7 protein-coding genes are annotated in these 12,982 nt (G+C 59.4%); 4 read left to right on the top strand and 3 right to left on the bottom strand.

Features of this window, described 5'->3' with window-relative positions:
* From TG4357_RS08345 to TG4357_RS08335, 3 genes are all read right to left on the bottom strand, one after another.
* A partial coding sequence (locus tag TG4357_RS08345) for a DUF7933 domain-containing protein (RefSeq protein WP_144433920.1) occupies positions 1-6,057 on the bottom strand: 6,057 nt, incomplete at its 3' end.
* A gap of 212 nt (positions 6,058-6,269) precedes the next feature.
* Positions 6,270-7,430 (bottom strand): acetylornithine deacetylase, encoded by a 1,161-nt coding sequence (argE, locus tag TG4357_RS08340; protein WP_074646757.1) that lies wholly within the window; start codon positions 7,428-7,430, stop codon positions 6,270-6,272.
* Between the two features lie 212 nt (positions 7,431-7,642).
* On the bottom strand, positions 7,643-8,569 hold the full coding sequence (locus tag TG4357_RS08335; RefSeq protein ID WP_217621230.1) for a LysR family transcriptional regulator: 927 nt from the start codon (positions 8,567-8,569) through the stop codon (positions 7,643-7,645).
* A 140-nt stretch (positions 8,570-8,709) separates the two neighbouring features.
* Here TG4357_RS08335 and TG4357_RS08330 point away from each other — a divergent pair, with 140 nt between their 5' ends.
* The 4 genes from TG4357_RS08330 (at position 8,710) to TG4357_RS08315 (ending at position 12,924) form a co-directional block, all read left to right on the top strand.
* On the top strand, positions 8,710-9,480 hold the full coding sequence (locus tag TG4357_RS08330) for an HAD-IIA family hydrolase (protein WP_058262436.1): 771 nt from the start codon (positions 8,710-8,712) through the stop codon (positions 9,478-9,480).
* Entirely contained in the window at positions 9,474-10,403 is a 930-nt protein-coding gene (locus TG4357_RS08325) for an ABC transporter permease (RefSeq protein WP_058262380.1), read from the top strand. Before TG4357_RS08330 ends, TG4357_RS08325 begins: the two co-directional genes overlap by 7 nt.
* A gap of 4 nt (positions 10,404-10,407) precedes the next feature.
* Positions 10,408-11,295 (top strand): ABC transporter permease, encoded by an 888-nt coding sequence (locus TG4357_RS08320; protein WP_058262379.1) that lies wholly within the window; start codon positions 10,408-10,410, stop codon positions 11,293-11,295.
* A 75-nt stretch (positions 11,296-11,370) separates the two neighbouring features.
* On the top strand, positions 11,371-12,924 hold the full coding sequence (locus TG4357_RS08315) for an ABC transporter substrate-binding protein (protein ID WP_058262378.1): 1,554 nt from the start codon (positions 11,371-11,373) through the stop codon (positions 12,922-12,924).
* The last annotated feature ends 58 nt before the right edge of the window (positions 12,925-12,982 follow it).

Here is a 12,982-nt window from a genome sequence, read left to right as displayed (position 1 = left end):
GGTGAAGGTCAGCGTTGTAACGTTGCCCTGCACGATGCTGTCGGTGGCAAAAGTCTTGGCGAGGTCGGGCGCGCCCGCTGCTGTCACGCTCAGCGTCGCGGCGGCGGTGCCGCTGTTGCCCAAAGACGACGTCAGGTCGTCCGACACGTTATCGGCATCCCCCACGGTGGCCGAAGTCACATCGACGCTCACATCGCAGCTCGATCCCGCGGCAACGGTTCCACCGGTGAAGCTGACGCTATCCGTGCTGGCTGTTGCCGTCAGCGTGCCACCCGAACAGGTGCTGGTCGCGTTCGGCGTGGACGCCACGGTCATACCCGCCGGGAAGCTGTCGCTGAACTCGAGCGCCGTGGCCGAAACCAACGCCGCGCTGTTGTCGATGGTGAAGGTCAGCGTTGTAACGTTGCCCTGCACGATGCTGTCGGGTGCAAACGCCTTGGCAAAGCCGGGCGCGCCAGGGGTGACAACATTCAGTGTCGCTGATGCGGTGCCACTGTTGCCCAGCGACGACGTCAGGTCGTCCGACACGTTTTCGGCGGATCCGGCTGTCATCGCAACGACATCGACCTGTACGCTACAACTGCTATCTGCCGCGACGGTCCCGGTCGCCATCTCGATCCGATCGCTGCCTGCCGTTGCGGTAATCGTGGCCCCGGTACAGGTCGTGGAAAGATTCGGCGTCGCTGCGATTGTCATCCCGGACGGGAAGGTGTCGACAAAAGCCAAATTGGTTGCTTCGATAAACGACGACGTGTTGTCGATGGTGAAGCTCAGGGTCGACGTGTCGCCTTGGAACAGGCGATTCGGACTGAAGTTCTTGGTGAACCCGGGGGCGGGTGGTGCGTTGACGGTCAGCGTTGCGCTGGCTGTACCACTGCTACCCAACGACGATGTGATTTCACTGGTGGTGTTCACCGCTGACCCAAGGGTCGTAGAGGTGACATTGACGCTGATCGAACAGCTTGACCCGGCTAGCAATGAACCGTCATCATAGCTGATGGTAGTGTTCCCGGCAGTCGCGCCGATGGTGCCGTTACAGCTTTCCGTGATTGACGCGGGATCGGCGACTTCCATACCCGAGGGGAAGGCATCGCTGAGGTCGATATTGGACGCGGCCACCAAGGATGTATTTTCAATACTGATGGTCAACGTAGATACATTGCCTTGGGTGATCGTGCTGGGCGTGAAGGATTTGCTAACGCTCAAAACCGGGGCCGCAGTGACCGTCAGCATCGCATCGGCGGTGCCGCTATTACCGAGCGACGAAGTCAAATCGTTTGATGAATTGGCGGCGCCGGCACCAGACACGGACAGAACATCAACCGAGATCGTACAGCTACTGCCTGCTGAAACCGACCCGCCGCTATAGGACAGCGTTCCCGCGCCAGCGGCCGCCGTCAGCGTGCCGCCGGTACAAGTCGTCGTGGCATTCGGTTCCGTGGCCACGGTGATGCTGGAAGGCAGGTTGTCGATAAAGGCAAGCGCCGTCGCCGGAACCAAAGCCCCAGTATTGTCGATGGTGAAGGTCAGTGTCGAAGTTGCACCTTGGTCAATCGCGCTGGGCGAAAACGCCGCTGTGAAACCCGGGGTCGGGGCCGCCGTGATCGACAGAGTCGCACTGGCTGCGCCGCTATCGCCGATCGACGAGCTCAGATCGCCCGTGGTATTCGCCGCGTTCACGCCGGACACCGCCAGAACGTCGACAGAAATCGTACAGCTACTGCCTGCTGAAACCGACCCGCCGCTATAGGAAAGCGTTCCCGCGCCAGAAGCCGCCGTCAGCGTGCCGCCGGTACAGGTGGTCGTGGCATTCGGCACCGTGGCCACCGTGATGCTGGCGGGTAGGTTGTCGCTGAAAGCCAGCGCCGTCGCCGGAACCAAAGCCCCAGTATTGTCGATGGTGAAGGTCAGTGTCGAAGTTGCACCTTGGTCAATCGCGCTGGGCGAAAACGCCGCTGTGAAACCCGGGGTCGGGGCCGCCGTGATCGACAGAGTCGCACTGGCTGCGCCGCTATCGCCGATCGACGAGGTCAGATCGCCCGTGGTATTCGCCGCGTTCACGCCGGACACCGCCAGAACGTCGACAGAAATCGTACAGCTACTGCCTGCTGAAACCGACCCGCCGCTATAGGAAAGCGTTCCCGCGCCAGAAGCCGCCGTCAGCGTGCCGCCGGTACAGGTGGTCGATGCGTTCGGCACCGTGGCCACCGTGATGCTGGCGGGCAGGTTGTCGCTGAAAGCCAGCGCCGTCGCCGGGATCAGGGCCCCGGTATTGTTGATGGTGAAGGTCAGCGTCGAGGTTGCGCCTTCGGCAATGGCGCTAGGGGAAAATGCTGCTGTGAAACCCGGGGTCGGCGCGGTGGTGACGGACAGCGTGTCGCTGGCGGTACCACCAGATCCAAAATCGCTGGACAAGGCACCCGAGGTGTTCACGTAAGCGCCAATTGAAACAGAGGTCACATCGACCGAAACCGTACATGTGCTTCCGGCCGGAACCGTACCGCCACTATAGGAAATCGTTCCCGCGCCCGAAGCCGCCGTCAGCGTGCCGCCGGTACAGGTGGACGAGCCATTTGGCGTCGACGCCAGCACAACTCCGGACGGCAGATTATCGGTAAAGCTCAGACCCGGCACCAAAGCCGTGCTGCTGGTTGCGTTGATGGTGAAAGTCAGGGTCGAGGTATCGCCCTGAACCATACTGTCAGGCGCGAAAACCTTACTGAAGCTCGGCGGCAACGGATTAACCGTCAACGTGTCAGACGCGCCCGCAGCCAGAATAATACCGTTGTCGCTCAAGGTGCTGGTGGTGCTGGTATAAGTCGCCGCTGCCGGGGTGGGGACCGTTACCGTTACGTCGAAAATACAGCTTGCGCCTGCTGCCAGATTTCCGCCCGACAAGGCGATCAGACCCGATCCGGTGACCGTTGATCCGGTGCCGCAGGCACCGGCGCCCGGCAGCACGGTTGCCGTTGCGCCGGGAATTGCAGTCGTCACGTTGTCGGTAAACGCCAGACCGGAGCGGGCGACGCCCCCAGTAGGATTGAAAATAGAATAGCGGAAAGTCACCGTACTGTTGGCGTTCGCCGTCGAGGGCGAAATCGATTTCGTGAAGGTCGGTACCGAGGCCGAGCGGACTTCGATACTGGCAGTATCGGCCGGACCGCCCACCGCGCCCGACGCCGTAGTGCCAGAGACAGCCGACGTGGTGTTGGTATAGGTGCCAAGAGCCACGCCAGCACTGAAAGCGACCGGAATCTTGAGAGTACAACTGCTTCCTGCAGTCAGCGCGACATTGGACAGGCTCAGCAATGTACCGATTTCGCCGGTCAGGGTGCCACCACAGGTGTTCGAAGTCACATTGACGAAATTGGTGCCGCTGAGGAAACTGGTCAGGTTGTCGGTAAAGGCGACAGCCGTGGCATCTTCCGTACCGACGTTTTCCAATGTCAGGGTAAGCCCGACGCTGCCCCCGGCTTGAACGTAACTGCTGTCGAAGGATTTGCTCAGCTGTAAGGCGTTAGACCCTTCGTTAGTCACGCCGACAATCAAGCTATCGCTGATCGGATCAATCGATTTTGAGGTGCCGTCGGACGTGAAGGAAATACCGCTGCTCGATAGTGTATAACTCCCATTCGACGCCCCCCCCGGTACGGTCAAAATAACGTCAAAAGTACAGTTGTCGTCGGGAACAATATTGCCACCCGACATGAACAGGGTCGTCGTTCCGGACAGCGCAGACCCCGACCCGCAGGGATTGGCCGGCAATGGTGTAGTCGCGGCCAGACTTGACAGCGCGCTGGAGAAGCTTTGGGTGAAAGTGATACCTGTGGCGGCAGATCCAGAGGTCGGGTTGGAAATGGTATAGCGCGCGGTCACAGTACCACCCGCAACGACCGGATCGTCGATGATTTCCAACGACGCAGTCAAGGGCGATGACGTATTCACCGTGATGCTGGCACTGGCGGCGCTGTTATTTTGCACCGTCGCGCTGCCGCCGCCAAGTGATGCGGTGAGATCCGAAGTGGTATTGGTCTGGCCCCCGGTTGCAGTCCCCAGAGTAACGCTGACTTTGATGTCGCAGCTTGCCCCGGTTGAAACCGATCCGCCGGAATAGCCGAGGGATCCCGTACCCACGCCGCTCACCGTTCCGCTACAGCCATTGCTTTCCACCGAAGCCAGCGTGGCACCGCTGTGGAAGGTATCGAGATCGTCGGTAAAGGAAATGTTGGTCGCGTTGGACGTTTCGCTGTTGTTGGACAGGCTTAACGTCATCCCGACCGAATCACCGGCCCCGGCAGAGCTTTGGTCGAAGGATTTGGATATCGACAAGGGCGAAGTGCTTACACTGACCGACAGATTGGCCGAAGCCGCGTCGCCAGATGTGCTTGCGGTGTTAATAGTGGCAGTGATAGCGCCGGTTTCCTGCGGATAGATACCCGAACTGGTCCCGCTTGGCACTTCGATATCAAAAGCGATGATGCAGGAACTGCCACCCGCCAGCGTTCCGCCCGAATAATCATATGATGTGACAATTGTCGTGGTACTATAGCTATAGCTATTTGTCGCCATCGTTCCGCCGCAAGTGTTGGTTGATGGCGGCAAAGTCGCAATTGGAGCATTCGGAAACGGCGCAGCCTTAGTCAACGAAAAGGCGATACCGGTCGCCGTCTGGCTGGCGTTGGGATTGGTCACGGTGAAAGTCACCGTAGTCGGATCGCCCGCATCGACCGATGCCCAGGACATCGCCAGGTCCAAAGGAGCTTGATCGGTGACCTGCAACGTATCAGAAGCACCGCTGGCCGAAGTAACTGTCGACCCGTTCACGGTCGCTGAAACGGTCGAAGTCGTGTTTGTATAAGTGTCCCCGGTCGCTGTCGAAGGGATTCGAACCGTGACGTTGAAACTACAGTTGGCGCGCGAAGCCAGCGATCCGCTGGTAAAACTGATCGTTCCGGTCCCTGCGCCGCTGATGCTTGATCCCGACCCGCAGGGATCTGTGACATTACTGACCAACGTTGCGCCTGTCAGCATCGCATTGAGATCATCGGTAAAGGCGATATTGGTCGCGGCGAAATCGTTGTTCGGATTGTAAAGATTGAAACCCAGCGTGACGGTCCCACCCGGGGCCACCGGATCGCCCGAAAACGTCTTGGTCAGAGTCGGCGCGGACGTCGAAGGCGTTTCCACGGTCAGGCTGGCCGACGCGACCCCAAGACTTCCAAGGCTGGAGTTGAGTTCCCCTGAGGTAAGCGTATAGTCACCTGAGATTGTGCCCTGAACATCGACGGTGATGGTGCAGGATGTCGCGGACGTGAAATACGCCCCCGAAAGGCTGATCGAACTGGACCCTGCTGCGGCAGTGAGTATTCCATTCGTACAGGTCGTCGCCAAATTGGATGGCGAAGCGATCTGCACGCCAGTCGGAAGCGTTTCCGAGAACCCTACACCCGTAATGACCCCGCCATACGGTGTATTGTCGATGGTATAGGTCATCGTGCTGGTGCCGTTCAGGCTGACCGATGTGGGGGAAATCGTTTTGCTGAACAGCGGTCGGGCGGCGTCTACGGTCAGAGTCGCATTTGCCATATTTGCAGGGCCGAGACTGGATGTCAGGGTGTCAGTGAAATTGGTATGGGAACCAGCCGTTACGCCCTTGATGTTGACCGTGATTGTGCAATTGGCCCCTGCTGCTAGGCTGCCACCGGAAAAACTGATCGTGCCGCCGCCGCCGGGCGCGGTCAGTGTTGGGGGAACCGTACGACCGGAACACGTAGTGACCGCGTCAGGGGAAGCCGCGATTTCAAGCCCAGCTGTCAACGTATCGGTAAACGCAATGTCGTCCGCCGTCGATGACGTCGTCGTATTGGAAATCGTGTAGGTGGCCACCGTGGTGCCACCTTGGGCGATTGTCGATGGCGTGTAGGATAAAGCCAGCGTCAAATCCGGTGCGGGCCCCGCCCTGACGGAGCCGGATTGGCCTATGATCACGCATGCTGTGATCGCCAGAAAAAACACAAATTTGGCCAACCGGCCCGCAATTGCAGACGCATTATTCATTCTTCTGTCCCCTACGACATCGAACACACAAACTATAAATCGGAAAACTGATTTTTTTGACTTTATAGTTGATACTCAGCACAAATTTGGCGTTCGAACAACTATTGCGTTCAAATATTTGAAATTTTTTGTGATCTGGGCATCTGTTTGGCAACGCAATTGGGCCCCGAATTCTCGTGGTTCGCTAAACTCTCGAGACACTTCCGGTCGGGTTAATGGCTTTGCCGCGCGCCGAGTTTTTGCAAGAAATTCAGGCAGGCTTCGATCTGGGATATCTCGATATATTCGTCCGGGATATGCGCCTGATTGATGCTGCCGGGGCCGAAGACGACGCTGGGAAGACCTTCGCGGTCAAAACATCCTGCATCGGTCCCGAATGGCGCGGTGGTAAAATCATTTTCACCGCTGATCTGCCGCACCAGATCCAGCGCGGTCGAGGATGGGTCGGCCCTGAGGCCCGGATAATTCGAAACCGTTTCGGTGCGGACCGAAGCCTGTGGAAACAGGCCGCGCATTTCATCCTGAAGCCCGTTGAGGAAGGTTTCGATACGCAGCATTTCCGCCGCACCGTCATCAGGCGGCGTGACCCGCAATTCCCAATCGAGCTGACAATCCTCGGCGATGATACTGCGCCCGGCACCACCGCTGATCGTGCCCACGTTGATGGTGTGAAAGGGGGGGTGAAACGGACTGTCGGGCAGCGGGTTCGCGGCGCAATCCGCGCCCAGCCGTTCCAGAAAGCCGATGAAGCGGGCCGCGTAATGAATCGCGCTAACACCACGGGACGGGTCCGAAGAATGACCGGCAACGCCGGTGAACCTTGTGGTGCGTTCAAAGCCGCCCTTGTGACCCGCGATCACTTTCATTTCGGTTGGTTCGCCAACGATGATTGCCGTCGGTTTCATCCCCGACGCAACGATCTGTCGCGCCAGATCGGGCGCCCCGATGGAACCGGGTTCTTCGTCATAGGAAAAGGCCAGATGGATCGGACGTTTGAGTGGCGCTTGGGCGAAATGCGGCACCATGGCCAATGCGCAGGCCAAAAACCCCTTCATGTCGACCGCCCCGCGGCCATAAACGCGGCCGTTTTCCCGGGTCAGTTCAAAGGCTGGCCGGGTCCAATCCTGACCTTCGACCGGCACCACATCGGTGTGGCCCGACAAGGCAACCCCGCCATCCACTTTCGGGCCGATTGTGGCGAACAGGTTGGCCCGCAGGCCAGACGTGTCAAAACCGAATTCGGCCTCAATCCCGTACTGGCTCAGATAATTATGAATATATCCGATGATATCCAGATTGGACCGCCCCGGTAGGATGTCAAAGCGCAACAGGTCGTCGAGAATGGCAAGTGTCTTTTCAAGGGGTTGGGGCAAAACCAAGGATCCTCGTTCGGGCAAGCGGAAAGAAAATGACCCGGACAATCACCGGGTCGTTCCAGCAGTGAAAGCTGTCTTGGGGAGCTTGGTCAAGCGCGTTTTATCTGCGTCTTTCGATCCTGCCGGTCAGGCTTCGGCCTGGCCAAGTTTAGCAGCGCCGGACTTACGAGAGTCGAAAGGTCATTCCGAACTGAAGCATCATCGAAGTTTCAGGTCTTCATCGTCGTTTCAGGCCGGAACTGCCGGGCGACATTGAAGAACAAATCAGTCAGCGCATTGCGTTCATCGGCTAGCGCGAACACCACCTCGTCCACGGTCGAGCGGAATTCAGGAACCCTGATCCGACGCACGGTATCCGACCGGTAGGTGCCGTAGCGCCACATGAATCCAACCCCAATGCCCAGAGCGACCGCTTCATAAACGGCATCCCTGGTATCTGCCGTCAAGCGCGGTTCGGGGGTAAATCCGGCTTGGCGGAAACCGCGATCTACAACCTTCTGGGTGGACGATCCCGAAGATCGGAACACCAGCGGGCGCGTTGCAAGATGTTCCAGCGTGACGTCTTTGTGCGTTGACAGCGGGCTGTCAGGTGCCACGATCGCCACCACTTCCTGCGACAAGACCGGGAAGCGCCGGAACCGCGAATCGACGGGCAGGTTGGGCAACACGGCCACATCGACTTCGCGCCGGGACACTGCGGCCATGATATCTTGATGCGATCCGCTTTCGACCGACACCGTCAAGGTCGGGTGCAGATTCAGTATTCTGCCGACAATGGCGATGCCCGGCATCGAATTACCCAAACCGACCCTCAGGCGGTGTTTGCCAGATGGCCCACGACGCGCCAACACATGTTCCGCGTCGCGTTGTGCCTGCTGCATGCGGGTGGCGATATCACACAGTTCCAGACAGGCGGGGGTCGGATTCAACACCCCGCGCAGGCGGTCGAACAGGTGAATGTCATAGGCACGCTCCAGATCGCGGATCTGTTGCGCGACTGCGGTATGCGAAATGCCGATTCGGCGGGCCGCAGCGGAATACGATCCTTCCTCAGCGACCGCCGTAAGGGCGCGCAAACGGGAAAGTGACAGGCCAGTGGCCGTTTCTGAAACCGATACCTTCATGATCCGCAACATACACCTTCAATCGTAACGGCGATGTTACAGTTTGCGGCCATTCCCTGTTCCTGACAGCGGGCCCCATGCCAGCTGCGCAGAAAAAGATGACGGCGCTGCGGGCGCACAGACGGGGATTTCCCGAACAGAAGGGTGATGGCATGCCAAAGCCAATCCGATTGCGACAATTCATCGATGGTTGCTGGCCCGACCGGGCCGCTATTCTGGCGGATCTGGACGGGTGCCTTTTGTCCGGCGAAACGGTGCTGCCCGATGTGCCCGAACTGTTCACCCGTTGCGCAGACCGGCTGTGGATCGTTTCCAACAATTCTGCGGACACGGCGCAAACCCTGTCGGCGCGGCTGGCAAAGCTGGGGCTGGCGCTGCCGGCCGAACGTATCCTGTTGGCAGGCGAACTCACATTGCGTGCCTTGGCTGCTGACCGGCCCGGCACGCGCGTGGCGCTCTATGTCAATCCACCTTTGCAGGCGTTGGCACGGGAGCTAGGATTGCGGCCCGACCGTGACCAACCCCAGTCGGTTGTTTTAGGGCGCGACACCGCGCTGAGTTTTGCCGACATGGCCCGTATTGCCGAACTCGTCCATGCCGGAGTGCCGATTTCCCTGACGAATCCTGACACCAGCCACCCCGGCGCTGATGGCACACCACAGCCGGAAACCGGTGCGATCTGGGCGGCGATCAAATCGATGATCCCACAGGCCCGCATGAGCAGTGTCGGCAAACCCGCCCCCGACTTGCCACGCGAAGCGCTGCGCCGTGCCTGCGTCACCCCGGATGAAGCCGTATTCATCGGCGACACTGAAGAAACGGATGGTGTCGCCGCCACCGCCGCAGGCGTCGACTTCGTAAGGCTCGTTCGTCCGGGTGAAACCCCTGCCCCAGCCTTCAAAACCGGAGCCCTCTCATGCTGACCTATGCTCTGCGCACCCTGTTCCGAATGGGTGTGACTTTCTTGGTGATCGTCACCATCGTGTTCTTTGCAACCCGGTTGTCGGGAAACGCAGTAGATTTCGTGATCGGCGAAGGTATGACCACCGAGGATCGCGATCTGCTGATCCAGTATTACGAACTCGACCGGCCGGTCCTGACGCAATACTTCGCTTTCCTGCGATCCTTTACCGACGGTCAATTCGGCCTGTCCTTCATCGAAAGACGCCCTGTAGCTGACATGGTGCTGGAACGCATCTGGCCGTCAACGCAACTACTGCTTTGCGCTGTCACCCTGACCCTGCTGGTGTCGATCCCGCTGGGCATCGTGGCGGCTATATGGCGCAAAAGCTGGATCGGCAGCGCGGTGATGGTGGTGGCATTCCTTGGGTATGCAGTGCCGAATTTCGTGATCGCCATCTTGATGGTTCTTGCCTTTTCTTACTGGCTGAACTGGCTGCCGGTGGTGGGCAATGGAACGGCTTTGCATTTCATCATGCCCACTGTCGCACTGGCCGGGGTGCTGATCGCGGCGCTGACCCGCTTTACCCGCAACGCCATGCTGGATGTGCTGGGACAGGATTTCATGCGCACCGCCCGCGCCAAAGGCCTGCCTGAAAACATGGTGATCTTCAAACACGGGCTGCGCAACGCGGGCATCACGATCCTATCGGTGATCGGGTTGCAGGTGGCCGGGTTGGCGGCATCCGGGTCGGTCGTGATCGAAGCGATTTTCGCCTGGCCCGGGATCGGCGACCTTCTGGTCACTTCAGCGCTGCGCCGCGACTACCCGGTGCTTCAGTTCGGCGTGCTGACCGTCGCGCTGGCCGTGATCGTGATCAACGCCGCCGTCGACCTTGCCTATGCCTGGGCCGATCCGCGCCTGCGCCACAACGTGAAAGGCTGATCCGATGACCTATCTTGCTGTTCCTGCCACCTCTGCTCCGGCTGTTGCCCTGCAACTCTGGCGCAGTGCCAATAGTATCCAGAAGGCAGCGATCGTGATCGGGCTGAGCCTGATCCTGCTGGCCGTGCTGGCACCGCTGATCGCCCCGTTCGACCCGAATTCCCAAAGCCTGATTTCACGGCTGCGCCCGCCGCTAGGTTTCGAACGGGCCAAGGCCGGGTATTGGCTGGGCACCGACGAATTGGGTCGGGATGTGTTTTCGCGCAGTCTCTACGGTTTGCGACTGACACTGATGCTGGCCGGGCTGGGGGCAACCTTGGGTTTGCTGATCGGGGGGACGTTGGGATTGTTGGCCGGGATCGTCGGCGGCCGGACCGAGGCCACGATCATGGCTGCGGTCGATACCCAGATCGCGGTGCCCTTCACATTGGTCGCGCTGTTCCTGCTGGCCATCCTTGGCAGCTCGATCGAAGTGATCGTGCTGGTGCTTGGGCTGGCCGGGTGGGAACAATATGCCCGTATCGTTCGCGGCGAAGTGCGGCGGCTGATGAACATGCCCTTCATCGAGGCCGCCCGCGCCGCCGGTGCAGGCCCTTTTCGCATCGCGCGCTGGCATCTGTTGCCCAACATCATTTCACCACTTGTCGTGCAGTTCACGCTGGCGCTGTCGAACATCGTGCTGCTGGAAAGCACGCTGTCCTTCCTTGGCCTTGGGGTACAGCCGCCCACCGCGACACTGGGGTCGATGGTGGGTATCGGGCGCGATTACATGCCGACCGCGCCGTGGATCGTGGCCGCGCCCGCGATGATGATCCTGCTGATCACCTTTGCCGTACAGATCCTTGGTGACTGGCTGCGTGATGGCGCCGATGTGCGGCTGCGCGCCCGATGACACGAACAACCAAAAACAGAGGCAGAATCGCCCGCTTTCTTCAACCGTCTAACCAATCCTAACGGAGACAAGACTATGCTCAGACTGCTGCTTTCCACTGCTTTCGCTGCCGGGTTCGCCTCGGGCGCTTTTGCCCAAGAGATCACCATCGGTGCCGCCAACGTGTCGAGCTATCTCGACCCTGGCCGTGACCATTCCAATGTCGGATCGCAATTTTATTACAACAGCTTCGACACCCTGATCGGCAAAAACCACGACACGCTGGAGACCGACTGGCAGCCGGCGCTGGCCACCGAATGGAAACTGATCGACTCCAAAACCATGGAACTGAAGTTGCGCGATGGCGTGACTTTCCACAACGGCGAAGACATGAATGCCGATGATGTCGTGTTTTCGCTCAACCGCATGTACCAGGCCGATTTCCCGCCCTACGTGGTGCGGTCGCGCGACCGGCTGGAAAACTTCGTCAAAGCGGAAAAAATTGACGACCTGACCGTCCGCATCAGCGTCGAAAAAGAAGAACCGCTGTGGGAAACCCTGCTGAACCTGCAGCAAGTCATGATCATCCCCGAAGATTACACCAAGGCCCTGACCGGTGATCCCAAGGTTGCCGAACATGACGATTTCGAAGCCTTTTCGCTGGCCCCTGTCGGCACCGGCCCCTATCGAATCTCCGAATTCGTGCCGGGCGAACGGGTGGTTTATGAACGCTTCGATGATTTCTGGGGTGAAAAAGCGCCGCTGGCCAAGGCCACGGTGCAGCACATCCCGGAAACCGCATCGCGGCTGACCGCGCTGAAGACCGGTGAGGCCAACATCATCACCAATATCGCGCCCGACCAGTTGGCGCTGATCGAAGCCGACAAGAACCTGCGCACTGTCGGCACCGCAACGCCGCTGTTCCACGTCATGATCATGAACGTGAACCACCCCAAGCTGCAGGATCCGCGCATCCGTCAGGCGCTGAGCCTGGCGATTGACCGCGACACGCTGAACGAAGCGTTGTGGCTGGGCAAGGCGGTCGTTCCTTCGACCCATACGTTGAAGGAATACGGCGATCTCTACATGCCCGAACTGAAGACCTTCGAATACAATCCCGAAAAAGCCAAAGAACTGTTGAAGGAAGCAGGCTATGACGGGTCCGAAATCACCTTCGACACCCATCCGACCTATTACACCAACGGGATGCTGGCCGCGCAGGCCATCACCGAGATGTGGGGGGCAGTCGGCATCAATGGCAAGGTTAACGTCGCTGAAAAATGGTCGGGCCGATCGCCCGAGATGATGACCCGCAACTGGTCGAACCCGATGTATTTCGCCGATCCGTTCGGATCTTTTGGGGTAATGTGGGCGCCGAACGGACCTTCTGAAGGTGAAGGTCGCTTTAACACCGACGCAGACTATGCCGAAATCTGGGAACGCTTCCGCTTTTCCAAGGACGTAGAAGCGCGCAAGGTCGCCTACGGCGAACTGATGGAGCGCATCAAGCAGGACCCGCCGGTGCTGCCGCTCTATCGTCCGTTTGAAAGCTGGGCAATGCGCAAGGATGTAAGCTGGGAACCGAAACCGGGTCACATTCCCTACGTGCTCGACTTCCGTGCCGGGTCGATCTCCTTCGCTTTGAACTGATCATAAAACGGCCCGCCGCCCACGCGGCGGCGGGCCCCTCCCCCCAATTCAGGAAAGT

The organism is Thalassovita gelatinovora (genome assembly GCF_001458355.1).
GTDB lineage: Bacteria > Pseudomonadota > Alphaproteobacteria > Rhodobacterales > Rhodobacteraceae > Thalassobius > Thalassobius gelatinovorus.
The sequence above is the reverse complement of the archived record's forward strand: the minus strand, read 5'-3'. Positions and strand labels throughout refer to the sequence as shown.